This window comes from Kitasatospora sp. NPDC089509 (genome assembly GCF_044749365.1).
Taxonomy (GTDB): domain Bacteria; phylum Actinomycetota; class Actinomycetes; order Streptomycetales; family Streptomycetaceae; genus Kitasatospora.
Genome location: NZ_JBIVHS010000006.1, coordinates 346,686 through 369,997, shown reverse-complemented (window position 1 = coordinate 369,997; position 23,312 = coordinate 346,686). Strand labels below are relative to the sequence as shown.

At 72.8% G+C, this 23,312-nt stretch carries 25 protein-coding genes; 13 read left to right on the top strand and 12 right to left on the bottom strand.

Features of this window, described 5'->3' with window-relative positions; translation table 11 throughout:
• Positions 1–42: 42 nt before the first annotated feature.
• A complete protein-coding gene (locus ACIP4P_RS16215; protein WP_400918581.1) occupies positions 43–885 on the bottom strand; it encodes a hypothetical protein in 843 nt (280 codons plus the stop codon).
• A gap of 1 nt (position 886) precedes the next feature.
• Positions 887–1,501 (bottom strand): hypothetical protein, encoded by a 615-nt coding sequence (locus ACIP4P_RS16210; RefSeq protein ID WP_400918578.1) that lies wholly within the window; start codon positions 1,499–1,501, stop codon positions 887–889.
• Positions 1,502–1,644: 143 nt separating this feature from the next.
• On the opposite strand from ACIP4P_RS16210, the gene ACIP4P_RS16205 reads away from it, so the two are divergent.
• The 4 genes from ACIP4P_RS16205 (at position 1,645) to ACIP4P_RS16190 (ending at position 5,078) form a co-directional block, all read left to right on the top strand.
• On the top strand, positions 1,645–2,322 hold the full coding sequence (locus tag ACIP4P_RS16205; protein WP_350514084.1) for a response regulator transcription factor: 678 nt from the start codon (positions 1,645–1,647) through the stop codon (positions 2,320–2,322).
• A 1-nt stretch (position 2,323) separates the two neighbouring features.
• On the top strand, positions 2,324–3,754 hold the full coding sequence (locus ACIP4P_RS16200; protein WP_400918574.1) for a sensor histidine kinase: 1,431 nt from the start codon (positions 2,324–2,326) through the stop codon (positions 3,752–3,754).
• Positions 3,755–3,835: 81 nt separating this feature from the next.
• Positions 3,836–4,510, top strand: a complete 675-nt coding sequence (locus ACIP4P_RS16195) for a class I SAM-dependent methyltransferase (protein WP_400918571.1) — start codon at positions 3,836–3,838, stop codon at positions 4,508–4,510.
• A gap of 127 nt (positions 4,511–4,637) precedes the next feature.
• A complete protein-coding gene (locus ACIP4P_RS16190; RefSeq protein WP_400918568.1) occupies positions 4,638–5,078 on the top strand; it encodes a GNAT family N-acetyltransferase in 441 nt (146 codons plus the stop codon).
• A gap of 92 nt (positions 5,079–5,170) precedes the next feature.
• On the opposite strand, the gene ACIP4P_RS16185 is transcribed toward ACIP4P_RS16190, so the two are convergent.
• Positions 5,171–6,625: an aminopeptidase P family protein gene (locus ACIP4P_RS16185; protein WP_400918565.1), complete on the bottom strand. Its 1,455-nt coding sequence runs from the start codon at positions 6,623–6,625 to the stop codon at positions 5,171–5,173.
• A 120-nt stretch (positions 6,626–6,745) separates the two neighbouring features.
• On the opposite strand from ACIP4P_RS16185, the gene ACIP4P_RS16180 reads away from it, so the two are divergent.
• The 3 genes from ACIP4P_RS16180 (at position 6,746) to ACIP4P_RS16170 (ending at position 9,376) form a co-directional block, all read left to right on the top strand.
• Positions 6,746–7,408, top strand: coding sequence for a helix-turn-helix domain-containing protein (locus ACIP4P_RS16180; RefSeq protein WP_400918562.1), 663 nt, complete (start codon positions 6,746–6,748; stop codon positions 7,406–7,408).
• Between the two features lie 225 nt (positions 7,409–7,633).
• Positions 7,634–8,683 (top strand): ArsR/SmtB family transcription factor, encoded by a 1,050-nt coding sequence (locus tag ACIP4P_RS16175; RefSeq protein ID WP_400918559.1) that lies wholly within the window; start codon positions 7,634–7,636, stop codon positions 8,681–8,683.
• A 48-nt stretch (positions 8,684–8,731) separates the two neighbouring features.
• Positions 8,732–9,376, top strand: a complete 645-nt coding sequence (locus ACIP4P_RS16170) for a hypothetical protein (protein ID WP_400918556.1) — start codon at positions 8,732–8,734, stop codon at positions 9,374–9,376.
• A gap of 590 nt (positions 9,377–9,966) precedes the next feature.
• Here ACIP4P_RS16170 and ACIP4P_RS16165 read toward each other — a convergent pair.
• Entirely contained in the window at positions 9,967–12,768 is a 2,802-nt protein-coding gene (locus ACIP4P_RS16165) for a BTAD domain-containing putative transcriptional regulator (RefSeq protein WP_400918553.1), read from the bottom strand.
• Positions 12,769–12,911: 143 nt separating this feature from the next.
• Positions 12,912–13,796: a helix-turn-helix domain-containing protein gene (locus ACIP4P_RS16160; RefSeq protein ID WP_400918900.1), complete on the bottom strand. Its 885-nt coding sequence runs from the start codon at positions 13,794–13,796 to the stop codon at positions 12,912–12,914.
• Positions 13,797–14,069: 273 nt separating this feature from the next.
• Between ACIP4P_RS16160 and ACIP4P_RS16155 the strand changes: the two genes are divergently transcribed.
• The gene (locus ACIP4P_RS16155) at positions 14,070–14,258 is read left to right on the top strand and encodes a hypothetical protein (RefSeq protein WP_400918550.1); all 189 of its coding nucleotides are present in this window, start codon (positions 14,070–14,072) and stop codon (positions 14,256–14,258) included.
• An 8-nt stretch (positions 14,259–14,266) separates the two neighbouring features.
• The gene (locus ACIP4P_RS16150) at positions 14,267–14,494 is read left to right on the top strand and encodes a hypothetical protein (protein ID WP_400918547.1); all 228 of its coding nucleotides are present in this window, start codon (positions 14,267–14,269) and stop codon (positions 14,492–14,494) included.
• 251 nt (positions 14,495–14,745) lie between these two features.
• Here ACIP4P_RS16150 and ACIP4P_RS16145 read toward each other — a convergent pair whose 3' ends face one another.
• From ACIP4P_RS16145 to ACIP4P_RS16135, 3 genes are read right to left on the bottom strand one after another with little or no spacing between them, the layout of a single operon-like run.
• The gene (locus ACIP4P_RS16145; protein ID WP_400918544.1) at positions 14,746–15,000 is read right to left on the bottom strand and encodes a DUF6087 family protein; all 255 of its coding nucleotides are present in this window, start codon (positions 14,998–15,000) and stop codon (positions 14,746–14,748) included.
• 16 nt (positions 15,001–15,016) lie between these two features.
• The gene (locus ACIP4P_RS16140; protein WP_400918541.1) at positions 15,017–16,201 is read right to left on the bottom strand and encodes a methyltransferase domain-containing protein; all 1,185 of its coding nucleotides are present in this window, start codon (positions 16,199–16,201) and stop codon (positions 15,017–15,019) included.
• Complete coding sequence (locus tag ACIP4P_RS16135; RefSeq protein ID WP_350514099.1) at positions 16,198–16,371, bottom strand: hypothetical protein; 174 nt, start codon at positions 16,369–16,371, stop codon at positions 16,198–16,200. Before ACIP4P_RS16135 ends, ACIP4P_RS16140 begins: the two co-directional genes overlap by 4 nt.
• Before the next feature lie 152 nt (positions 16,372–16,523).
• Here ACIP4P_RS16135 and ACIP4P_RS16130 point away from each other — a divergent pair, with 152 nt between their 5' ends.
• From ACIP4P_RS16130 to ACIP4P_RS16120, 3 genes are all read left to right on the top strand, one after another.
• Positions 16,524–17,780, top strand: a complete 1,257-nt coding sequence (locus ACIP4P_RS16130) for a helix-turn-helix domain-containing protein (protein WP_400918537.1) — start codon at positions 16,524–16,526, stop codon at positions 17,778–17,780.
• Positions 17,781–17,888: 108 nt separating this feature from the next.
• The gene (locus ACIP4P_RS16125; RefSeq protein WP_400918535.1) at positions 17,889–18,392 is read left to right on the top strand and encodes a hypothetical protein; all 504 of its coding nucleotides are present in this window, start codon (positions 17,889–17,891) and stop codon (positions 18,390–18,392) included.
• A 284-nt stretch (positions 18,393–18,676) separates the two neighbouring features.
• The gene (locus ACIP4P_RS16120) at positions 18,677–18,886 is read left to right on the top strand and encodes a hypothetical protein (protein ID WP_400918532.1); all 210 of its coding nucleotides are present in this window, start codon (positions 18,677–18,679) and stop codon (positions 18,884–18,886) included.
• 10 nt (positions 18,887–18,896) lie between these two features.
• On the opposite strand, the gene ACIP4P_RS16115 is transcribed toward ACIP4P_RS16120, so the two are convergent.
• A complete protein-coding gene (locus ACIP4P_RS16115; protein ID WP_400918529.1) occupies positions 18,897–19,997 on the bottom strand; it encodes a UDP-N-acetylglucosamine--N-acetylmuramyl-(pentapeptide) pyrophosphoryl-undecaprenol N-acetylglucosamine transferase in 1,101 nt (366 codons plus the stop codon).
• Between the two features lie 244 nt (positions 19,998–20,241).
• Between ACIP4P_RS16115 and ACIP4P_RS16110 the strand changes: the two genes are divergently transcribed.
• Positions 20,242–20,724 carry a GNAT family N-acetyltransferase gene (locus ACIP4P_RS16110; protein ID WP_400918526.1) on the top strand — a complete coding sequence of 161 codons (483 nt, stop codon included), beginning with the start codon at positions 20,242–20,244 and terminating at the stop codon, positions 20,722–20,724.
• A gap of 21 nt (positions 20,725–20,745) precedes the next feature.
• Here the strand turns inward: ACIP4P_RS16110 and ACIP4P_RS16105 are convergent, their stop codons facing one another.
• The 3 genes from ACIP4P_RS16105 to ACIP4P_RS16095 form a co-directional block, all read right to left on the bottom strand.
• A complete protein-coding gene (locus tag ACIP4P_RS16105; protein WP_400918523.1) occupies positions 20,746–21,192 on the bottom strand; it encodes a hypothetical protein in 447 nt (148 codons plus the stop codon).
• A 77-nt stretch (positions 21,193–21,269) separates the two neighbouring features.
• Complete coding sequence (bioD, locus tag ACIP4P_RS16100) at positions 21,270–22,004, bottom strand: dethiobiotin synthase (RefSeq protein WP_400918520.1); 735 nt, start codon at positions 22,002–22,004, stop codon at positions 21,270–21,272.
• Complete coding sequence (locus tag ACIP4P_RS16095; RefSeq protein ID WP_400918517.1) at positions 22,001–23,305, bottom strand: adenosylmethionine--8-amino-7-oxononanoate transaminase; 1,305 nt, start codon at positions 23,303–23,305, stop codon at positions 22,001–22,003. The genes bioD and ACIP4P_RS16095 overlap by 4 nt, the downstream gene beginning before the upstream one ends.
• Positions 23,306–23,312 lie beyond the last annotated feature (7 nt).

Sequence of the window (23,312 nt, the reverse complement as noted above, 5' to 3'; positions counted from 1 at the left end):
GGTGATGTCGTGCGCCTCCGACGTCTACAGAAATGTAGACGGTCAGTGGGCGGAGAGTCCAGCCGCCGACCGGCGGTCGGCCCGTGCGGACAGCACCAGCGCCAGCGCCATCAGCACCGCCAGACCCAGGCTGACCGGGCCGGTGCCCAGCGCCAGACCGCCGCGGTCGGCCCCGACGCCCAGCCAGTCCGCGAACGAGGCGCCCAGCGGGCGGGTCAGCACGTACGCCCACCAGAAGCCCGCCACCGGGCCCACCCAGCGGGCCCCGGCGGCCACCGCCGGGATCGCGATCAGCACCGCGAAGCCCAGGCCCGCGACCAGGTAGCCGAGCTGGAGGGTGGCCGCCGTCAGGTCGCCGAGCGCGGTGCCCAGGGCGAAGGTCAGCAGCACGGCCGCCCAGTAGAACAGCTCCCGGCGCAGCCCGGTCACCCGGTCGATCGCCAGCGAGCCCTCCACCCGGTGCCAGAGCACGAACAGCGCCGCCAGCGCCACCGCCAGCGAGCCCGCCGACAGCGCGTACGGGACGCCGAGCGCGACGTGCGCCACATCGGCGACCATCGTGCCGAACACGCTGACCAGCACCACCACCGCCCAGTACAGCCCGGTCCGGCAGCGGCCGGTCCGCAGCTGCACCAGCAGCACCACGGCCAGCAGCAGCCCGGCCGCGGCCACCGCGGGGACCGGGCCGACGGTGTGGGCGAGGAAGTCGGAGAGGGTCTCGCCCATGCCGGTGGTGAGCACCTTCACCACCCAGAACCAGCCGTCCACGGCGGGGACCTTGCTGGCGCCGGCGGTGGCCCGGGTGTCACCGGGAAGGGTGTCACCGGGAAGGGTGTCACCGGGAGCTGCGGGGCGGGGCGTCGTCGGTACGGACGAGTGGGCCATCTCAGCGCTCCGAGTCGTCGAAGGCGGTGTCGGAGACGGCCGTGCCCGAGGCGGCCGTGCCGGAGACGACGGTGTTCGAGGTGAGCTGCCCGCCGGAGCCGTCCACCGTCACCAGGTGGCGCACGCCGTCCGGGCCGACCACGGTCACCGCCCAGGCCGCGCCGCCGCCCTGCTCGCCCACCCTGCGCAGCGACTCGACCCGGCCGCCGGGCACGGCCGCCTGGGCCTTCTCCAGCGCGGCGGAGGCCGCGACCGCGGGCAGCGCGGCGGGCGCCCCGCCGTCCCCGGACCCATCCCCGGCCCCGTTCCCGTGTCCGCGCCCGTGCCCCTGTCGATGGCCGTGCCCGGCCCCGTACCCGGCGCCGTCCCCGGCCAGGGCGGCCGCCTCGCGGTGCCCGCGCTCCCCGTAGCCCTCGTGCGCCGCCACCGCGACCGCCAGCCCGCCCGCGCCCAGCAGCGCCACCGTCACCAGCCCGGCGGCCATCCGCCGCTCCCGCCCGCCCGTCCAGGCACGCAGCCGCTGGACGCGGCGGCGCCGGGGTTCGAGCGGCGGCACGTCGGGAATCTCCGGCTCCTCCCCGGCGGGCGGGACGGGGGACGACAGCGGATCGGTCATCGGGCGTGCTCCTTGCCTCGGGGCTGCGATCGGCTCCCGGCCCGGTTCCGCCCGGGCCGCGCCCGGTGATCATGGCGGACCGTACCTGAACCCCCGCTTAAGCCCGCTCGGACGTTCCCGGACGCACCTGGCACCCTGAACGGATGCACATACTCGTCGTGGAGGACGAACAGCGGATGGCCACCGCGCTGCGGCGCGGACTGGAGGCCGACGGCCACACCGTCGACACCGCCCACAACGGCCCCGAGGGCCTCGCCCTCGCCGAGCGCCACCCCTACGACGTGATCGTCCTGGACATCATGCTGCCCGGCCTCAACGGCTACCGGGTCTGCGCCCGGCTGCGGGCCGGCGGCTGCCGGGCCGGCATCCTGATGCTCACCGCCAAGGACGGCGAGTGGGACGAGGCCGAGGCGCTGGACACCGGCGCCGACGACTACCTCGCCAAACCCTTCTCCTTCGTGGTGCTGCTCGCCCGGCTGCGCGCCCTGCACCGCCGGATCGACCAGCAGCGCCCCCGGCTGCACACCCTCGGCGACCTGGTCCTGGACGCCAACGCCCGCACCTGCACCCGGGCCGGCACCCCCACCCACCTGACCGCCCGCGAGTTCGCGATCCTGGAGCACCTGGCCGCCCGGGCCGGCACGGTGGTCTCCAAGCGCGAGATCCTCGACCACGTCTGGGACGCCGACCACGACGCCGACCCGAGCATCGTCGAGGTGCACGTGCACGCCCTGCGGCGCAAGATCGACGCGCCCTTCGGCCGGGCCGCCCTGCAGACCATGCGCGGCGCCGGCTACCGGCTCGACCCGGCGGGCGGCTGAGGTGCCCCGACTCCCGCGCCGGGCCGGCCGGTTCGTCCCCCGTTGGGCCGACCGGTTCGTCCCCCGTTGGGCCGGCCGGTTCGTCCCGCGCACGGTGCGCGCCCGGGCCACCGCCGCGGCCGGTACGGTGCTGGCCGCCGCGCTCGCCCTGGCCGGGGCCGGACTGCTCGCCGCCGTGCACGCCGACCTGGTCGCCTCGGCCGCCTCGGCGACCCGCCAGCAGGCCGAGTCGGTCGCCCAACTCGCCGTCCAGGGGCGGCTGCCGGCCGTCCTGCACACCGCCCACGGCGCCGACTTCCTCCAGGTCGTCGACGCCCGCGGGGCCGTGCTCGCGGCCAGCCCCAACCTGGCCGGCCGCCCCGCGCTGGCCACCGAGCGGCACACCGGCTCGCGCACCACCGACGCGGTCGACCCGCTCTACGACCACCACCCCCAGCGGCTCACCGCCGTCACCGCCGACACCACGACCGGCCCGGTCACCGTCTACGCGGGCGCCTCGCTGCGCGCCGCCGACGAGGCCATGGACATCACCCAGGCCGGACTGGCCGTCACCTGCCCGCTGCTGCTGCTCACCGGGGTGGTGGTCACCTGGAAGGTCACCGGGCAGGCGCTGCGCCCGGTGGAGGCGATCCGCGCCGAGGTCGACGCCATCACCGGCCAGGACCTGCACCGCCGGGTCCCCGAACCGGGCACCGCCGACGAGATCGCCCGGCTCGCCGCCACCATGAACGCGATGCTCGACCGGCTGGAGGCCTCCGGCCGCCGCCAGCGCCAGTTCATCGCGGACGCCTCGCACGAACTGCGCAGCCCGCTGGCGGTGTTGCGCACCCAGCTGGAGGTGGCCGACACCCACCCGGACCCGGCCGTCCGGGCCGAGCTGGTGCACGGCGCCCTCGCGGACACCGACCGGCTGCAGAACCTCGCCACCGACCTGCTGCTGCTGGCCCGGCTCGACGCGGGCGGTGCCGAGGACCGGCCCCGCCAGCGGATCGACCTCACCGACCTGGTCGCCGGCACCGTCCTGGCCCGCCCCTCCGGCCCGCACCGGCGCACCACCGACCTGGCCCCCGGGGTCGCCGTCGACGGCATCCCGCTGTGGCTCGGCCGGCTGCTCACCAACCTGCTGGACAACGCCGAGCGGCACGCGGCCACCGCCGTGCACGTCCGGCTGGCCACCGACCCCGGGCGCGGCCTCGCCCTGCTCGACGTCGAGGACGACGGCCCCGGCATCCCGCCCGCCGACCACGAGCGGGTCTTCGAGCGGTTCACCCGGCTCGACGACGCCCGCTCCCGCGACCACGGCGGCACCGGGCTCGGCCTGCCGATCGCCCGCGACATCGCCCGCCACCACCACGGCACCCTCACCGTCACCCCGACCCCGGCCGGCGCCCGGCTCACCGCCGAGATCCCGCTGGCGGCCGGGCCGGTGTGAGCCACCGGTGTGAGCGGCCGGCGTGGGCGTGGTGTGAGCAGTCGGCGCGACCGGGCGTCGGCTGGCCCTATGCTGCGGGGCATGCCGAGTGAGCTGCGAGTTCATCAAGCGGACACCGACCGGGCGTTCATCCTGCGGGAGACCGAACTGACGCCCGTCCCCTTCGTGCCCGAGATCCACCTGCACATGGCGCCGGACGCCATCGCGCTCTGGGAGACCACCGAGCGCGAGCGCGGCGAGGCCGGACTGCCGCCGCCGTTCTGGGCGTTCGCCTGGGCCGGCGGGGTCGCGGTCGCCCGCTACGTGCTGGACCATCCCGAACTGGTCGACGGCAAGGCGGTGTTGGACATCGCGGCCGGATCCGGCCTGGTCGGGGTGGCGGCCGCGCTGCGCGGCGCACGGGACGTCCGGGCGGCCGAGATCGACGCCTACGCGGTGGCCGCCGTCGGACTCAACGCCGAGGCCAACGGCGTCCGGGTGACGGGCGCGCTGGTCGACCTGGTGGACGGCGACGGCGCCCCGGCCGATGTGGTGCTGGCCGGCGACGTGTTCTACGAACGGGCCATGGCCGCCCGGTTCCTGCCGTTCCTGGAACGCGCCGCCGCCCGCGGCGCCACCGTGATCGTCGGCGACCCGGGCCGCGCCTACCTGCCCCGGGACCGCTTCACCGCGGTGGCCGCCTACCAGGTGCCGGTGGTCGCGGACCTGGAGGACGCCTCGGTCAAGACCACCACGGTGTGGCGCCTGCTTGCCTGACCCGAGAGGTCCATGACCGGAGGTCCATGACCCGAGAAGTCCGCGATCCGAATCGTCCGTGATCCGGAACTGTCCATGATCCGAAAAGCCGGGCGGCCCGGCCGAACACCCTGCTAGACAGGCCGACATGACCCCACAGATCGTGCTGCGCCCCGCCGCGCCCGAGGAGATCCCCGCCCTGCTCGACCTCTGGGCCCGGGCCGCCAAGGGCACCAGCATCACCGACGACGAGGCGGGCGTGGCCGCTCTGCTCGCCCGGGACCCGGAGTGCCTGATCGTCGCCGCCGCGGCCGACGACCCGGGCACCCCGCTCGGCACCGTGATCGCCGGCTGGGACGGCTGGCGCTGCCACCTCTACCGCCTGGCCGTCGACCCCGCCCACCGCCGCCAGGGCATCGGCGCCGCCCTGCTGGCCGCCGCCGAACAGCGCTTCACCGCCCTCGGCGGCCGCCGCGCCGACGCCATGGTGCTCGACGAGAACGCCCTCGGCCACCGCACCTGGCAGGCGGCCGGCTACCACCCCGAACCCCAGTGGAGCCGCTGGGTCAAGCCGCTGGCGGACGGCTGAGTCGCCGCGGCCCCCGGTTCACCCGATGACGGGGAGCCGGGGGCCGCGCGTCGGCCGTCGGCCGTCAGCCTTCGTCTGTCAGCTGTCAGCTGTCAGCCGCGCAGGTGGGCGAGCCAGGCCTCGACCTCGTCGGAGCGGCGGGGGAGGGCGGCGGAGAGGTTCTCGTTGCCGTCCTCGGTGACCAGGATGTCGTCCTCGATCCGGACGCCGATGCCGCGGTACTCCTGCGGCACGGTCAGGTCGTTCAGCTGGAAGTACAGGCCGGGCTCGACGGTGAGCACCATGCCCGGCAGCAGCTGCCCGTCGAGGTGCTCCTCGGTGCGGGAGTGGGCGCAGTCGTGGACGTCGATGCCGAGCATGTGGCCCGTCCCGGCGAGGCTGAACCGGCGGTGCAGGCCCAGCTCGTACACCTTGTCGGCGGTGAGGTCGCCGAACAGGCCCCAGGCGGTGAGGTGTTCGGCCAGCTCGCGCTGGGCCGCGTGGTGGAAGTCGCGGAAGTCGGCGCCGGGCCCGACCGCCGCGATGCCGGCCTCCTGGGCGGCGTACACCGCGTCGTAGACCTTCCGCTGGATCTCGGTGAAGCGGCCGGACACCGGCAGGGTGCGGGTCACGTCGGCGGTGTAGAGCTCGTTGGTCTCCACGCCCGCGTCGAGCAGCAGCAGGTCGCCGGGGCGGGCCTGGCCGGTGTTGCGGACCCAGTGCAGGGTGGTGGCGTGGGGACCGGCGGCGGCGATGCTGCTGTAGCCGACGTCGTTGCCCTCCAGCCGGGCCCGGACGAAGAACGTCCCCTCGATCAGCCGCTCCGGCGTCGCGGTGTCGGTGCCGAGGACGCGCACCACGTCCTCGAAGCCGCGGGCGGTCGCGTCGCAGGCGAGGCGCAGCTCGGCGATCTCGAACTCGTCCTTGACCAGGCGCATCCCGGACAGGAAGACCTCGAACTCGGCGTCCCGCTCGTCGACCGCCACCTCCCGGAGGGCCGCCTCCACCCCGGCGTCGTGCCGGCGCAGCACCCGGGCCGGTGCGGTGGCCGCGGCCAGGTCGGCGCGCACGGTGCGGACGTCCCGGCAGGGCAGGCCGAACAGCTTCTCGCTCTCGGTCAGGCTGTTGCGGCGGCCGTCCCACAGCTCGCCGTGGTTGTCCAGCCAGAACTCGCCGTTGTCGGTGCGGGAGCGGTCGCGCAGGTAGAGCACGGCGTGGTGGCCGGTCTCCCCGGCGGGCTCCAGGACCAGCACGGCGTCCTGGGACTGGTCGCCGGTCAGATAGACGTAGTCGGACGAGGGGCGGAAGGGGTAGTCGGTGTCGTTGGCCCGCACCTTGGGGTTGCCGGACGGGACCACCAGCAGCTCGCCGGGGAAGGCGGCGGAGAGCGCGGCCCGGCGGCGCTCGGTGTGCGCGGCCTGGGCGATCGGCTCCAGGGCGTGGCGCTCGGTGTCGGCCCAGCCCTGGGTCATGTTCTGGGCGAGTTCCTCGGTGACCCCGCGGGTCAGGCCGTTCTTGCGGTACTTGATGGGCTCGGTCGGCTCGGTGGGCCCGGTCGGCTCGGTCACTGGGGACTCTCCAGAGGGGGGAGGGGGAGACGGTGCGCGCTTCGCTACGCTGTCCTGCCGAGTGCGCAACAAGCGTTTTGTACGGTATATCGAACGGCGTCCGGAGAGAAGAGGCTGAGGATGAACGACTCCGAGGGATCGGTGCGGGGGGTCCTCGCCGCCAACCTGAAGCGGATCCGGGCCCAGCACGGACTCTCGCTGTCCGAGCTCTCCCGACGGGCCGGGATCGGCAAGGCGACGCTCTCCCAACTGGAGTCCGGCGCCGGGAACCCCACCCTGGAGACCGTCCTCGGGCTCTCCCGGGTGCTCGGCGTGCCGATCTCCGACCTGGTCGAGGGGCAGCCGTCCGGCGAGGTGACGGTGGTCCGGGCGGCCGACGCCGAGGTGCTCAGCGGACGCGGCGTCGACCTGCGCCCGCTGCGCCGGATCGAGGCCGGTGACGTGGTGTTCGAGGTCTACGACCAGCAGGTGCGCACCGACGGCACCCAGATCTCCGGCGGCCACACCGGTACCGAGCACACCATCGTGCAGTCCGGCCGGCTGCGGGTCCGGGCGGGCCGCTGCGAGGTGGAGCTCGACCCGGGCGACTACATCGGCTTCGACGCCTCGCTCCCGCACTCCTACACCGCGCTCAGCGGGGAGCCGGTGCGCTCGGTGCTCCTGCTGCAGTACCGCGCCGAGCGGCGGCTGCACCTGGCCGGACCGGGGGAGACGGGGGAGGCGGGCGAGGCCGGGGAGGCGAAGGAGGCCAGGGAGGCGGCTCCGCCCTGCGTGGGACGGTGAGGTCCGCCCAGGATGGGTGAGGTTCGCCCGGCCGCCGGATCGTTCGGTTCGACGAACGATCCGTATCCGTCCCAGGGGTCGCGACGGATCGACGCGCCCGTTCCCCCGCTCCCCTGTGGCGGGGGACCGGACGCTGACCAGGGAAGGATGCCAAGGCCCACGGCGCATCGGCCATGCATTAGCCTCTGGGCCTAATGGTCAAGGGAGCGCCAGGTCAGGAGGGGTGTGCTCAGCATCAGGTTCGGGGTCGCCGACCTCGCCAGGACCCGCTTCGCCGTCTCCCCGCTGGACCACCTGATGACCGGTGGCGCCAGCCGGCGGGACGCGCCGTCCGGCTGCCTGGGAATGCGCCGCGACCGTTGGTGGCGCGAGGTGCGCCGGCACGTCCCGCACCGTGCGGCCCCCTTCCTCGACCTGGTCAACGCCAGCACGGCGGGCGTCCCGGCGTTCATGGGCGCCGACATCGACGGCGTCCGCCGCGACCTCGCCGACGAACTCGACGAAGTCCTCGCCGTCGCCTCGCCGACCTTCGCACAGGACCTCGCCGTGTACGGCGACCCGGCCGAACTGCCCGTCGCCCTGGCCCGGTTGCGCGACGACGGCCCCGACGGGCTGCGCCGGGTCGCCGACGGCGCCTGGGCGCTGTACCGGTCCTGCTTGGCCCCCGACTGGCCCGAACTCCGCCGACTGCTGGAGGCCGACGTGGCCGAGCGGGCCCGCACCGCGGCCCGGTCCGGCGTCGGCGCGATGCTCGACTCGCTGCACCCGCACACCCGTTGGCACGACGACGGGGTGCTGGAGTACGCGACCGGCGGGCCGACCGGCGGGCCCACCGGCGAGTTCGCGTTGGGCGGCCACGGGCTGGAGCTGCGCCCCAACTACTTCGTGCAGAACGGCATCGGCATGCTGCTCGCCGAGGACCGGCAGAGCCTGCTGATCCACCCGCTCGCCGCCCGGGCCCCCGCTCGCGGCTCCACCCCGGCTCGCGGCTCCACCCCGGCGAAGGCGGCGCCCGCGGTCGCCGACGGCCTGGCCGCCGTCCTCGGCCCGGCCCGGGCCCGCGCCCTGCGGGCCGTCGAGGGCGGGCCCTGCTCCACCACCGAACTCGCCCGGCTGCTCGGCATCAGCCCGCCCTCCGCCTCCGCCCACGCGGCCGCCCTGCGTGCCGCCGGCCTGATCACCACCCAGCGCCAGGGCAAGCAGGTCCGGCACGCGCTCAGCGCGGTCGGGCACGACCTGCTGCTCGACAACCCGGAGGTCGCGCGGGCGGGGTAGCGCCTGCTGTCAGGGGCTCTGTCAGTGGGATCGAGCAGGATGATCACCATGACGGACATGCTCGGCTGGCTCGCCCAGCCCTACTCGATCGCCTACGGAGGGTACAGCGTCGTGCTGGCCCGAGGCCTGGCCCCGGAGGAACTGGTGGCCCGGATCGCGGCGGAAGCTCTCCCGGGGCACACGGTGCGGCCGCTCGGCCCGTACACCGGGGAGGACCTGATCGACGACCACGACCTCGACTTCGCGGGCGACTTCGAGGCGATCGCACTGCGCCACGGGCAGGCCGACGGCCTCTCCTACGCGGTCGCGTACGGCTACTGGCAGGGCGAGCTGCACCTCCCGGAGAGCGTCTCGCGCGGCGACGGCGTCGAGGTGCACCACCTGGAGTACGAGGAGGAGAACGGCAAGCCGGTGCCGCCGTTCTACCGGGCCTCGCGGGACGGGCAGCCGCTCTGCGGCTTCAACCTCCACCTGGACGGCAGCTGGGGCTTCGCCGGGGTCGACGGCGAGCCGGCGGTCGCGGCCGCCGTCACCGCGGACCTGGCCGCCCTCGGGCTGCCCGACCCGGAGCGCCCGAACCGCGAGGTCCACCGGCTCTGCCTGGAGGTGCTCGGGCGCCGCTTCGGCCTGACCCTGCCGCGCGGCCCGGTGCTGGAGGGCGAACTGCCTGCGGTGCTGCTGGAAACCGCCTGACGGAGGCGGCGGGGGCGGCGGAGGGGGCGGCGGGGACGGCGGGGACGGGCGGGAACGCCGCCGAGGCGCCAGGACGGGGAAGGCCCGGCGCCTCGGACGGACCCCGCACCGGGTCCGTGCCCAGGACGCCCGGAGGTGGTGCGGGGGTCTGACGGGGGTGGAAGTTCCCCGTCAGACGGTGCTCGGCGCCGGACCCGATGGAACGGGGTGCTCGGATCGCGGCGCCGGGCCCAACGTTCACCGACGGCGGTAGACGGCCTGCCAACGATCATCGGGGGAGCGGCCGTTGATCGTCCGTCTACCGGGCCCTGAGAACGTGCGGGCGCTTGAGTAGGGCCGAGTACGGCACGTGAGCAGGGAGATATCGGAAGTGTTGCGAACGGTTGTGGTCCGTACGGCGGTTGCCGGTGCGGCGGTCATGGCGGTGGGCGCGGGGATCTTCGCCGTGGCGGCGGGGGATCCGGTGCGGCACGGCTCGCCGACGGCGCCGCCGGCGCAGGCCTGCGGGGGGTCTGCGGAGGTGAGGTGCGTGGCGAGCACGATCGCCTGGAACAGCACCGGGCTGGTGATCCGGATCCGGTGACGGGTTCCTAGGAGCCGGCGGCGGTGGCCAGCGCGGTCAGCAGGGACTCGGCGTCGGCGGACTCCGGGGCACCGAGGCCGCTGAGCAGTCGGTGCGCCTCCGTCGCGTGGTCCCGGGCGGTGCGGTGATCGCCTAGTGCCGTCATCGCATTGGCCAACACCAGGTGGGCGAGAGCGCGTTCGCGCTGTCGCCCACCTTGCGTTGCCAGGCGCAGCGCCTCTTCCGCCTCCCGCACCGCCTCGTCGACCCGCCCGAGCAGCCGCAGCACGTCGGCCAGCCGGCTACGGGCCGCCGACTCGCGGTCCAGGTCCCCGGCGCGGCCCGCGCAGTCGACGCAGCACTGCAACTGCACGGCGGCGGCGTCGAGTCGGCCCAGTTCCTGGTAGGCGAGGCCGAGAACGTAGTGCACGTACGCGGTCATCGCGGCGTCGCCGGGTTCGGTCAGCAGTCGTCGGCAGGTCTCCACCGCGTCCTCGACCCGACCGCTGCGGATCCGGGACAGCGCCGCGTTCGCGGTGCTCGCCACCTCGCCGGAACGGTGGCCGAGCCGCCGGGCGAGGTCCGCCGCCTGGTCGAAGGCGGTGATCGCCTCCTGGTGCCGGCCCTGGGCCTGGGCGATCACGCCCAGGTCGTTGAGGGCCTGCCGGTGGACGGCCGGGTCGTTCGCCTCCTGACAGGCCAGGGCTGCCCGACGGGCCTGCTCGGCGGCCTCGTCCAGCCGGGCCCGGCCCAGCAGCACGGTGCCGAGGAGGAAGCGGGCACGGCCCTCGGCGGCGCGGTCCCGGGCCCTCATGGCGGCGGCGATCAGGAGCCGGGCGGTCTCCTCCGCCCGGCCGGCGAAGGCGCCCAGGCCGAGCGGGCTGAGGGCGATCAGCAGGTCGACGGCCTCCCGGAGGAGAGCGGGGGAGACCGTCGCGACGGCGGCGGCGAGGGCGATGGCGCCGGGGGTCTCGGACCGGGCCCAGTGGCGAGCCTCCGGCAGGTCCGCGAAGACGGGCCGGGTGATCGGCTCGCCGAAGACATCGGCCACCGGGTCGCCGGGGACGGCCAGGGCGAAGGCGGTCCGGGCATTGCCGAGGAGGAGGGTGAGCAACCGGCTTTGGGCGGTGGCGCGTTCGTCCGCTTCGAGGCGTAGGGACGTCCGGCGGGCGAAGGCGCGGACCAGGTCGTGGAAGCGGTAGCGGCCGGCGCCGATCGACTCCAGCAGGGCCTGGTCGACGAGTGCTTCGGCGAGGTGCTCCGCCTGGTGCTCGGGCAGGTCGAGGACGGCGGCGGCCGCGGCCGTGCCGATGTCCGGCTCCACCCAGGAGAGTTGGCGAAAGGCCGTGGCCAGGGGCGGCGGGAGGAGGCGGTAACTGAGGTCGAAGACCTGCTCGACGGCCAGGTCGCGGGTGCGCAGGACGGAGATGCCCTCACGGTCGTTGGCGAGGCGGGCGAGGAGGTCGGCGATCGGCTGGTCGGGGGTGGCGGCGAGCCGGGCGGCAGCGATCCGGACGGCGAGGGGGAGGAAACCGCAGGCCTCGACCAGGAGTTCGGCGTCGTCGGGTTGCGTGGACCGGCGTGTTGTACCGATGACGGAGTCGAGCAGGGCGAGTGCTTCCCGGGTGTCGAAGACGTCCAACGGGACGTGCAGGACGGAGGAGACGCCGGTGAGCATCGCGCGGCTGGTGACGATGACGGCGCAGTCGGAGGAGCCGGGCAGCAGCGGCTGGATCTGGGCGTCGTCGCGGGCGTTGTCGAGGAGGACGAGGAGACGCTTCCCGGCGCTGGCTGTCCGGAACAGCGCGGCCCGGCCCGCGAGGTCCCTGGGGATGGACGGCGGGGTCACGCCCAGCGCGGTGAGGAAGTCGGCCAGGATGTCGGCGGCGCTCGCGGGCACCAGGTCGGCACCGCGCAGGTCGGCGTGCAGACGGCCGTCGGGGAAGTCGGGGCGCAGGGTGTGGGCGGTGCGGAGCGCGAGGGCCGTCTTGCCGACGCCGGCCATGCCGGTGATCGTCACCAGGCGCAGCCCGGGCGTGGCGCGGTCGGTGAGCGCCCGGGCGATGGCGGCGACATGCTGCTGTCGGCCGGTGAAGTGGGCCGGATCCGAAGGGAGTTGGTCCGGATCCAACTCGTCGCGGAGGGCCGTGAGTTCGGGGCTTGGCTCGATCCCGAGGTGCTCGACCAGTCGGGAGTGCAACGCGTCGTAGGCGGCCCGGGCCTCGGTGGTGCGGCCGGTGCGCTGCAGGGCGCGGATGAGCAGGGCCTGCAGCTGTTCGCGGAACGGGTGTTCGGCGGCGAGGGCCTGTAACTCGGTGAGGCAGTCGGCGGGTTCGTCGAGGGCGAGGCGCTCTTCGAGGAGGGTGAGGCGCAGCTCGGCGAGCCGCTGCCGCTCGCGCTCCACGAGGGGGCCGGGCAGGCCGAGGAGCGGTTCCCCGCGCCAGAGTTGGAGAGCCTGCCGAAGATGCTCCCGTGCCTGTTCGGGGGCGCAGCTCCGGGCGAGTTCACGGAGGCGCCTGGCCTGGAACAGGTCGATGTGGTGAGGGGGAACGGAGAGCCGGTAGCCGCCCGCCTGCGAGAGCAGGACGGTGGGGGTCCGGCGCACCGGCTCCAGCAGTTTCCGCAGCTGCGAGATGTAGGACCGGATCGCGACGACCGGCGAACCGGGCGGCTCCTCGCCCCAGATGTCCGCGATCAACTGGTCCATGGACACGACCGAGTCGGGCCGGAGGAGGAGAGATACCAGCACCGCCCGCTGCCGGGGCGCTCCCAGCTCGACGGTGCACTCGGCGCGCTGCACCCGCAGCGCGCCGAGTAACGCGAAGCTCAACGGATCCGGACCACCAACTGGCCGCAAGGTGTTCTCCCCAAGGTGCTGAACTCGGCGTCGGACCACCGGCTGACCCCACATCCTCGCTGGCGGTGGCACCCGTACACAAACATGCATTCGACTTTCAGTCAGTTGCTGTTCGGTCACGGCATCCGCGTCGCGGGGGTCGTTGCGATAGGGCCAGCTGGTCGGGCCGTGTCGAACTGGCCGAAGGTTCGAATGGCGCGGATCGCGGAGAGGGATTCAGCGGGGGAGAGCGCGTTGTTCTGAAGGTGTCTCCAGTCCTGTTCCCAGCGCAGGATTTCGTCGGGATCTTTGGAGAAATGCGCTCCGAGTTTGGATTCCGAGTACAGCATGGTTGACCGATCGGGAAGCGTGAGCATGATCGCTGGCCATGCAAACGAGCACGCTTCGCCACGCGCAAACGGGAACACCTGAATGGTGATGCTTGGATCATCGGCGAGATCCTCAAGGTGCTGAAGCTGGGCAATGGTCACATCTGGGCTGCCGATTCTTGTGTGGATGCAGCTCTCATCCATGATGAAATGGGAGTGGGGCGGGTCGCGCCTCTCTCGAATCCGCTGTCGAGAGATTGCGAATTCAGTCCGTTCATCGGCTTGATTTTGACTGATTGACCCCTGGTTGGCGGCAGCATTATGGATTGCTGCTGCGTACTCTCTGGTCTGGAGAAGTCCGGGGATGACTCTTTCTTGAAAATGCCTGATCTCTACAGCCTTGGACTCGTAAGAGGCGTACTTGAAGAAGCCCTTGAGCATCGAAGTGTGCTCAAGGGCCCACCACAGTGACTCCAGCGTGCCGCCGGATCCTAGGACGGAGTCGGCGCGGGTGGCGAACGCGAATGGGGGTGGGCGATCCCCGAGTTCGACATAGGAGACGAAAGCGCCGGAGTAGTTGATCAATCTCCCAAGTTGGGCTTGTGTCAGGCCCCTGGCCCGGCGGAGGCTTCGAAGAGTTCTCCCGAAGGCCTCAAGTCGCGACCTGTACGGCTCTGGCGAATCATCCTTCATGATCATCCTAATTCAACGCATCGAGTGTTGAGTTGAAACGTCTTCCCATCGTAGTGGTGCGAGACGACCCTTGAAGGGCGATCGTCAAACCCCGAGGTGGTCGCCGTGGAGAGGAGTGGAGAATGGCGAGAGGAGCATGCAAATATGACTAGAAGGTATTCCGGTGAGAGCCTGATTTTGCGGCGGAACTTCCCGCCCTGTCGGTGCCCGAAGTGCGGCGATGCCATCCCCGAAGCCCGACTGGACACCCGCAGCATCGCCCCGGCGCCGCCCGTGGGATGGGCGGCGCCGCCCTCCGAGCCCTACCGCCCCTCCACCCCCGGCGAGCGGGTCTTCGACGCCCGCTCCGGGCGCTGGGCCGCCTTCATGGGCTGGCAGCACGGGCGTGCCTTCCTCCGGCCCCCGGGCGGCGGCATCGAGTGGGACACCGAACCGCGTTGGATCACGAACACCGAACAGTGAGATGCCCCATGAGCAGCATGATCGACAAGATCACGGCCGAGGACCGTCGCAACGCGGCCGACATCCTCGACGACCTCCAAACCGTCCTGCACGCCGCCGAGGTGAAGCTTCCCTCCCTCGGCATCGACTGGCGCCTGGTCAAGGACACCGGCGTCATCCTGATCGACCTCGGCGCGGCCAGGCCGGACGTCATCGAGCGGCTGGTCCTCATCCTCCGCAGGGGCATGCGACCGTAGTCGCCGCGACGGCCATCGCCGTCGGGAGCTTCCTGCTCGCGGGCGTCGTCGCCCTCCTGCTGCCCGACGACACTCCTCCCACGGCGAGCATCCTGGTGTTCGTCCTCACCTTCCTCGCCACCTCCACGGGTGGCTTCGCACTCGCCGCCGGGTGGATGGGGATCGACTAGCGAAGGCGCGGGCTTCGAGGATTCTCGAAGCCCGCGCCACATGACAGAAGGGTGGCGCCTTGAGCCAGTTGCCCGTCCGCGTCAGAACGAGCCGTCGCCCCGGATGCCGTGGACGAGCCTTTGGGCGGCCGCGAAGTCGGTGGCGATCGTCTCGGGCACCCACTGCACGCCGTCCCACCGCTCGATGAGCCGAGGCGCTGCCGGGTTCACATGGGCGGGGCGGTCGATCTCGTCGAGGTGTACGGCTCGCAGTTCTCCAGCGGGGCGTCGGAAGGCTGACCGGCACTCGGCCCACAGCTCCAGCGGTTCGTCCTCGTCCACGCCACTCCTCTCCACGGCGGGAGCGTACTCCTTACTCCAGCGGCCAGCTGTCCGCCGGAGTGTCGAGCCATGCCCGGTGCCCGCCGTCGGGTGCGACGGTCAGACCGAGCCTGCCCGGACCGGGTTGGTGGTTCTCCAACCACCAGTGGTGGGCGGCTTCGACCTCGCTCCAGAGGCGGCGCGGGCCGTGCTGCCACACCGTGAACCGGGCGGAGTTCTCGGCGCCGTCCCAGTCGACGGCTGCCCAGGAACCACCGTCGGTCGTGGCCGTCCACAGTCGGGTGACCACGCCGGCCATGCCCGGATCGTGATCCCAGGCGTACCAGAGGTCGCCGAGGCGGTGGCCGAGAGCGAACCGGGTCTCGAACGCGGAGTCGGCGACAGCCCAGGGGGCGAGGGCGGTCGTGGACTCGGTCGGGACGTGGTCCTCCATAACCACGTCCCGGAACAGCTGCAGGTCCCGGCGCTGGGTCCGCATCAGCATGAACGCGCTGTCCGGGGTGTACCTGCCGGTGGCGCTGCCGTCGCCGTCGACCGTCAGTCGGAGGAGACCGCCGCAGGCCCAGGGGTTGTCCCACGGGGTGAGGATGATGCCACCGGATCGGGTCTGCGTGATCCATGCCGACGGCACCCGCCGTACGGAGCAGGTCGCCAGAACCCGGTCGTAGACCGCCCCGGGAGGCCAGCCGTGGCGCCCGTCGCCGCACACAACGGCAGGAGCGTAGCCGAGCTTGCCGAGCGAGCTCCTGGCGCGGGCGACCAGGCCGGAGTCGACCTCGATCGTGGTCACGTTGGCGTCGCCCAGCCGGTGTGCCAGCAGCGCGGCGTTCCAGCCGGTGCCGGTGCCGATTTCCAGTACCCGGGTGCCCAGGGTGGGGTCGAGGGCGTCGAGCATCGTGAAGACGATCGATGGCGCGGACGCCGAGCAGGACGGCCATGCGTCCGCAGGATCGTCGGGTTCCTGGCCGTCGTTGATCTGCGTCACGACGGCTTCGTCCGAGTAGGCCGCAGAGAGCCACCGGTCGGGCTCGCTCCGGCGATCGCACAGCTCGTAGCCGTCGCCGGCGGCAAGCCAGATGCGGTCGGGAAGGAACCGGTGCCGCGGGACGGCCGCAGCAGCCCGGCGCCACTCCGGGGTGACCTCGTAGCCGAGGGAACGGGAAACGGCGCGGAGCAGGCCACGCGTAGCGGCCTGCTCCCGGTGCTGCTGGGTCACTTGCTCTTGCCGTCCTTGCTGTGCTTGCCGCCCTCGGGCGCCTTCGCGGTGTCGGGGCTCGGCTTGGAGGGGCTGAAGTCCTTCCTCCCCGAGTGCTTGCCGTTACCGCCGTCGTTGGAGCCGCTGCCGCCGCCGGAGGTGCCGCTGCCCTTGCCGATACCCCATCCCATGGGAACTCCTACCTGGTCGTGGTGGTGCCGCTGACAGTCAACTCCGTGGGCATGCCGAAGGGAGGGGCCGGAAAGGGGGCCGTTCCACCGGCCCCGGTGCCGGACCCTGGGCCACAATTGAGGTCTCGTCACCTCTGATCGAGGGAGGGCCTGTGACCGTCACGCCGAACGGGATCGGCGAGCTGTTGCGCGGGCGTCGCGAGCAAGCTGGGCTGACGCGGGAGGAACAGGCTGCCGTAGTCGGAGGAGCGACGGGCGAGTGGTGCAGCCCGGACACGGTGAAGAACTGGGAGACGGAGAAACGGATTCCGCGACAGCCCTCGCTTCAGGGCATTGCCGACGCCTACGGTCTTCCCAAGGGGCAGGTTGTCGAGGCTGCAGCCCGCTCTCGGCGGTATCGGCGCGAGCACGGCACGGAGGACATGGTGAACCGGCGGAAGTTCATCGGGGCGGGCGTGGCCGCGGCCGCCGGTGTTGTGGTGCTGCCTGGTATTGCCCAGGCACGTGAGGGGATCGAGTCAGCGCTCGCGCCATCCGGCGACGGCGATCTCGCGTACCTGGAGGCAGCCTTCGAGCGGCACCGGGGCGGCTACCGTGGGCGGTCGCCCGACAGGGTCCTCGCCGAGATGCTGTCCGACCTCGGCCTCCTGCAGAACGTCCTCCACCGCCCGCACCCCGCGCGCGCCCGAGCGGACCTGGCCCGAACTGCTGCCGGGATCGCGGGTCTGGTCGCCATCGTTCAACACGACCGTGGCGACCAGCGTGGCGCCTTCCAGTGGTTCGCCACTGCCGACCGGGCTGCGCGGGAATCGGGTGACCAGCGGATGCTCGCGTGGGTACTGGCGCGGCATGCCATGGTGCCACTGAACTACGGGGCTCCTGAGTCGGCGGCCCGGATTGCCGAGCGTGCGCGGTTCGAGGCCGGCGACGGTCCGACGGCGGCCGGTGCCCTGGCTGCGGCAGTCACCGCTCGTGCCCTCGCAGCCTCCGGCGATCTGGAGGGGGCTTCGCGGGCGGTCGACGATGTCCGTACGCTCGCGGAGCGGTTGGACGGCGCCGAGTCGGCGGACACGTGGTTCGGCTACTGCGAGCAGAAGCATTTTGTTCACCTCTCGCAGGCGTACCTGCTTCTCGGTGACTCAGACCGTGCCTGTGCCGCGCAGGAGGAAGCGTTGCACCTGACCGATTCCCCGTCCGTGATGACGCGGGCGCTGTTGGCGATGGACACCGCCGCGTGCCTGCGAATCGATGGTGATCAGACTGGAGCAGCCGAGATGGCCTCGGGTGTCTGGGACCGCTTGCCGAGCGGCTACCGGGAAGGCCTGATCCGGTCACGGGCTGAGCTGCTGCACCGGCAGCTCACTGGGCGCGCACGCACCTTCCTCGGCGATGCCCTTGCCCAGGGGTAGGGGGAGCGCACGACACAACCTCCGAGTATCCGGCGCGGGCTTCGAGGGGTCTCGAAGCCCGCGCTCCGCCCCTTGACCGGTTCGGACCGGCGGCGGATCCTCGGTGCCATGACCGTGCCTCCGCCGCCCAGGCCGTCCTACGCCCCGCAGCAGCCGCGCCCGGGAGGCTCCCGGGCCAACGCCGTCACCGTGCTGCTGCTCGCGGCTGTGGCGGTCGGTGCACTCGCCCTGCCCTGGGCCTCGTACAGCGGGGAGAGCGGGAGTCTGCAGTGGTCCGGTTTCGACATCCTGGGGAGCAACCACCGGTGGTCGGAGGCCTTTCTGGACGATGCCGGGACCTGGATGCGGGCCCTGCAGTGGATCGGTGTCGCCCTGATCGTGCTGTCGGTGCTGCGCCTGGTGGCCTCCGTCGTCCGGCTGGCCGGCCTCACCCTGCTGGTGGCGGCCGCGCTGGGCGCCGCCGCTGCGGGCTCGCTGGTGCAGTTCCACCATGTGCTCCAGGGCGGCGGTGGCTTCGCCCCGTCGATGCAGGCGGGGCCAGTCGTCGCGGCGGTGGCCGGGGTGCTCTGCTTCCTGGTCGCCTGCTTCGGCCCGGCCGCCCAGCGCCGTTGACCGGCGGCCGGCACCCGGTACCCGGCTCGGAGCGGTGACCGGGCCTCGGCTGGCCTCCGGACAATGACGTCTGCATAGGTGCGACTCGATCCGATGACCGAGGCCGAGTTCCGGGTTCACTTCGACCACATCGTGGCCAAGTACGCGGCCAGCAAAGTGAGATCGGGCAACTGGACGGCCGAGGAGGAGTAGGCGAATTCCCGGGAGAGGCTGGACGAGCTGCTGCCCGAGGGCCTCGTCGCCGCCGACACCCGTCTCTGTCTGGCCCGGGGCGCGGTGAGCGGGTGGGCATCTTCTGGCTGCACCTGCGCCCGCACGGGACGGAGACCGCCGCCTTCGTCTACGACATCGAGGTCGACGCCGGGTTGCGCGGTCGCGGCTACGGCCAGGAGATTCTGTCGCTGCCGTTCCACCAGCACCTGACGACCGAGGAAGCCCGCCAGGTCGCCGCCGCTCTGGCGCAGGCCGTCAAGACGGCCGGGGGCGCCCGGTGAACACCCTGCCCTAGCCGTGGTCGGCGGCCGTGGACAGCAGCACGTCCACCAGCCGCTCGGCTGCGTCCGGGCGGCCCTGCGCCCGGGAGCGCTGCGCCATCGCGGCGCACCGGCCGGGGTCGCCCAGCAGCGGCTCCACGGCCTGCTGGAGCTGCTGGGCGGTGACCTCGCCCAGCAGCGCCACGGCAGCCCCGGCTTCCTCCAGGTGCCGGGCGTTGTGGGCCTGCTCGTTGCCGGCGGAGGTGGCCAGCGGGATCAGCACGGAGGCCTTGCCGAGCGCGGTCAGTTCCGCGATGGTGCCCGCGCCGCTGCGGGAGATCACCACATCGGCCAGCGCGAGGACGTCGGGCAGTTCAGGGCCGACGAACCCGGTCAGCAGGTACCGGGCGGCCAGGTCGGCCGGGAGACCTGCGGCGCGGGCCCGTAGGGCCTCCACGTTCGCCGGCCCGCACTGGTGGACCACGTTGGCACGGGTCAGCAGCCACGGCAGCACGTCCGCCACGAGGCCGTTGATCTGCTCCGAACCCTGGGCGCCGCCGGTGATGTACACGGTCGGAAGGTCATGGCGGAAGCCGTGCAGTCCCAGGGCCTGGACGGCCTTGTCCGCACTCCCGGCCAGCACCTCCGGACGCACCGGATTGCCCGTGACAAGGGCACGCGCCCGGGACGCCTCCGCCAGCAGCGGCAGCGTGGACTCCGAGGACACCGCGATGCGCGCCGCCTTCCCCGCGAGCGTGCGGTTGGCCAGCCCCAGACGCACGGTCTGCTCGTGCACGACGAGCGGGCGACGGCACAGCGAGGCGGCCAGGCCCACCGGCACCGCGACGTACCCACCCGTCGCCAGCACCACGTCAGGGCGGAAGCGGGAGACGACCGAGCGCGCCTGGGCGACGCCGAGCGGCACCCGCGCCATGTCCCGCACATTTGCCGGAGAGATCATCTTGATCGGGTTGCTGCTGCGCCGGATCTTCCCCGTGGCCACCGCCGCGAACTCGATCCCCTCACCCGCTGCGACCCGGGACTCCAAACTGTCCGCCGTCCCGACCCACAGCACCTCCAGGCCCCGCCCATCGGCGCCCAGCCGCGCCCGTACGGTACGAACCGCGGTCAACGCCGGATAGGTATGGCCTCCGGTCCCGCCTCCGGTGACGATCAACCGGAAGGCCCGCTGGGCGGCGTCGCTGGTCACGAAGAACTCCCGATCTACAGGGTGGCGGACAGACCGGACGATACAGGCAGCTGCCCCCAACTACTGTAGTGAAAGCGGGGGCTTCGAGGACTCTCGAAGCCCCCGCTCGGAGCCGTGGCGCACCCCGGCCCGGAGCGGTTGCCGGGCCTGGGGTAGCCTCCGAACGATGACGACTGCTCAGGTACGACTCGACCCGATGAACGAGGCCGAGTTCCAGGTCTACTTCGACCACATCGTGGCCAAGTACGCGGCCAGCAACGTGAGATCGGGCAACTGGACGGCTGAGGAGGCCGCCGGGAAGTCCCGGGAGAAGCTGGACGAGCTGCTGCCCGAGGGGCTCGCCACCCCCGACACTCGGCTCTGTCTGGCCCGGGACGCGGTGGGAGGCGAGCGGGTGGGCATCTTCTGGTTGCACTTGCGCCCGCACGGGACGGAGACCGCCGCCTTCGTCCATGACATCGAGGTCGATGCCGGGCTGCGCGGCCGCGGCTACGGCCGGGCGGTGATGCTCGCGGGCGCGGACCTCGCGCGCCAACTCGGCGCGGTGCGGCTCGGACTGCACGTCTTCGCGCACAACGAGACGGCGATCGCGCTGTACACCTCGCTCGGCTTCGCCACCACCGACCTGGTGATGTCCCTACCGCTCTGACGCCCCGGGATCGGCCCGGGGTCAGACGCCGTTGAGGGCGTAGTTGCGGAAGGTGGCCAGGAGGGGGAGCACCTCGGTCTTGCTCGGGTCCTCGGTCACGGCCCGCATGGCGTCGATCACGGCGTGGGCGATGATCTTGGTGATGGCGAGGTCGTCGGGGGTGGCGACGGTGCCCCAGGCCTTGAGGGTCTGGGTGAGCAGGGCGCTCATCCGTGCGCCGATGTTGGCGCTGACGGCGTCGGAGAGCTCGGCGATCTCCTCGTCGCTCATGCTCGACCTGAGCCCGAAGGCAAGCGCCATCAGGGTGTCCATCGCGTGCTCGCCGTACGCGGCGACCAGCGACGGCAGTGAACGCTCCTCGGCCCCGCCCATCGCCAGGGCGGACAGCGCCTCGTCGTCGTCCTTCCACGCCGCCTCCAGGGCGGCCAAGGCCCGGAGGGCCTCGTCCATGGTCAGCCCGTCTGTCATGGGAGGAACGGTATTGAGCCGGCCCCCGTACCGCGCACGGTTCGGGGACCGGCTCACCCCTTCGAGCGAAGCCCGGCCTATTCCGGCCGGTGGACGTGGGCGAAGTGCTGCGCGTCCCAGTCGCCGCCGAGCGCGGGGGCCAGTGAGGCGGCGGCCAGGGCCGCGAAGTCCTCGGCGGTTCCCGCGCGTTCGGGCAGGGCGCCGAGCAGCGGGGCGCCCGCGGAGCGGGGCAGGTCGGCGAGGTTGCAGCGCTCGGCGAGGCCGGGGTCGGCGGGCCAGGAGCCGATCAGCACGCCGGCCAGCGGGAGTTCACGGGCGGCCAGTGCCTCGGCGGTGAGCGAGACGATGTTCAGGGTGCCGAGTCCGGCCGAGGCGATCAGCAGGACCTCGGCGGCCAGACCCGCGTCGAGTACGGCCCGGGCCTGGTCGGCCAGGGTGCGGCCGCGGTCGTCGTAGCGGACCAGCAGGCCGCCGGCGCCCTCGACCAGTACCAGGTCGTGGGTGGCCGCGAGTTCGCGGACCTCGGCCACCACCTCGGCGGGGGAGAGGTACGGCATCGAGGCCCGCCGGGCGGCGGTGTCGGGGGCCAGCGGTTCGGGGTAGCGCACCAGCTCACGGATCGTCAGTTCGCCTGCCAGGCGCCGGACTTCGGCCGCGTCGCCGGGCTCGCCCGGGGCCACGCCGGTCTGCCCGGGCTTGAGTACGGCGACGGTGCGGCCCGCCCGCAGGGCCGCCGAGGCGACGGCCGCGGTGGCGACGGTCTTGCCGACGTCCGTGTTGGTCCCCGTCACGAAGAGGATGCGGGCGCTCATCCGGCCACCGCCGCGGCGGTCACGGCGGCGGCGATGCGGGCCACGTCCTCGTCCTCCGTCACATAGGGGGGCATGGTGTAGATCAGGTCCCGGAAGGGGCGCAGCCAGACGCCCTCCCGGGCGGCCGCCTCGGTCGCCGCCGGGACGTCCACCGGGTGGTCCAACTGGACGACGCCGATGGCTCCCTGGACCCGGACGTCGTGCACGCCGGGAAGGTCCGCGGCCGCGGCGAGGCCGTCCCGCAGCCCCGCCTCGATCCGCTTGACCCCGACCGCCCAGTCCTGTCCGAGCAGCAGGTCCAGCGAGGCGTTGGCGGCCGCGCAGGCCAGCGGATTGCCCATGAAGGTCGGTCCGTGGGCCAGCACCGGCACCTCGCCGCGGCTGATGCCGTCGGCGACCTCGCCGGTGCACAGCGCGGCGGCCAGGGTGAGGTAGCCGCCGGTGAGGGCCTTGCCCAGGCACATCACGTCCGGCGAGACGCCCGCGTGGTCGGCGGCGAACAGGGCGCCGCTGCGGCCGAATCCGGTGGCGATCTCGTCGAAGACCAGCAACACCCCGTACCGGTCGCAGAGTTCGCGCAGCATCCGCAGGTAGGCGGGGGAGTGGAACTGCATCCCGCCCGCGCCCTGGACCACCGGCTCGACGATGACGGCGGCCAGCTCGTCCGCGTGACGGGCCATCAACTCCTCGAAGCGGGCGGCGTATTCGGGGTCGAGCGGGGCGTCGAAGCCGGCCGGCGGCTGCGGTGCGAAGAGCTGCCCGGGGAGTACCCCGCCCCACAGGTGGTGCATCCCGCCGTCCGGGTCGCAGACCGACATCGGGTGGAAGGTGTCACCGTGGTAGCCGCCGCGCCAGGTCAGCAGCCGGCGCTTCTGCGGCCGTCCGGTCGACTGCCAGTACTGCAGGCACATCTTCATCGCGACCTCGACCGCGACCGAGCCGGAGTCGGCGAGGAACACGTGCTGGAGCGGCTCCGGGGTGATCTCCACCAGCCGGGCGGCCAGCCGGACGGCGGGCTCGTGGGTGAGCCCGCCGAACATCACGTGGCTCATCCGCCCCAGCTGCTCGCGCACCGCCTCGTCCAGCACCGGGTGCCGGTAGCCGTGGATCGCCGCCCACCAGGACGACATCCCGTCGACCAGCTCGCGCCGGCCGCCCGCGACGGGCTCGGCCAGGCGCAGCCGGACGCCCGAGGCGGACTCGACCAGGTACGGGGTGACGGTGCCGGGCATCGGACCGTACGGGTGCCAGACGTGCGCCCGGTCGAGGTTGAGCAGCGTGTCCGCGGACAGCTGGGACATGGTGGTT

Coding starts and splice junctions, on each gene's coding strand:
- ACIP4P_RS16180 (WP_400918562.1), top strand. CDS start 6,746: ATGAACGACTCCGAGGGATCGGTGCGGGGGGTCCTCGCCGCCAACCTG.
- ACIP4P_RS16160 (WP_400918900.1), bottom strand. CDS start 13,796: ATGAAGGATGATTCGCCAGAGCCGTACAGGTCGCGACTTGAGGCCTTC.
- ACIP4P_RS16205 (WP_350514084.1), top strand. CDS start 1,645: ATGCACATACTCGTCGTGGAGGACGAACAGCGGATGGCCACCGCGCTG.
- ACIP4P_RS16095 (WP_400918517.1), bottom strand. CDS start 23,305: ATGTCCCAGCTGTCCGCGGACACGCTGCTCAACCTCGACCGGGCGCAC.
- ACIP4P_RS16170 (WP_400918556.1), top strand. CDS start 8,732: ATGACGGACATGCTCGGCTGGCTCGCCCAGCCCTACTCGATCGCCTAC.
- ACIP4P_RS16210 (WP_400918578.1), bottom strand. CDS start 1,501: ATGACCGATCCGCTGTCGTCCCCCGTCCCGCCCGCCGGGGAGGAGCCG.
- ACIP4P_RS16110 (WP_400918526.1), top strand. CDS start 20,242: ATGACGACTGCTCAGGTACGACTCGACCCGATGAACGAGGCCGAGTTC.
- bioD (WP_400918520.1), bottom strand. CDS start 22,004: ATGAGCGCCCGCATCCTCTTCGTGACGGGGACCAACACGGACGTCGGC.
- ACIP4P_RS16195 (WP_400918571.1), top strand. CDS start 3,836: ATGCCGAGTGAGCTGCGAGTTCATCAAGCGGACACCGACCGGGCGTTC.
- ACIP4P_RS16125 (WP_400918535.1), top strand. CDS start 17,889: ATGACCGTGCCTCCGCCGCCCAGGCCGTCCTACGCCCCGCAGCAGCCG.
- ACIP4P_RS16190 (WP_400918568.1), top strand. CDS start 4,638: ATGACCCCACAGATCGTGCTGCGCCCCGCCGCGCCCGAGGAGATCCCC.
- ACIP4P_RS16215 (WP_400918581.1), bottom strand. CDS start 885: ATGGCCCACTCGTCCGTACCGACGACGCCCCGCCCCGCAGCTCCCGGT.
- ACIP4P_RS16150 (WP_400918547.1), top strand. CDS start 14,267: ATGAGCAGCATGATCGACAAGATCACGGCCGAGGACCGTCGCAACGCG.
- ACIP4P_RS16105 (WP_400918523.1), bottom strand. CDS start 21,192: ATGACAGACGGGCTGACCATGGACGAGGCCCTCCGGGCCTTGGCCGCC.
- ACIP4P_RS16135 (WP_350514099.1), bottom strand. CDS start 16,371: ATGGGATGGGGTATCGGCAAGGGCAGCGGCACCTCCGGCGGCGGCAGC.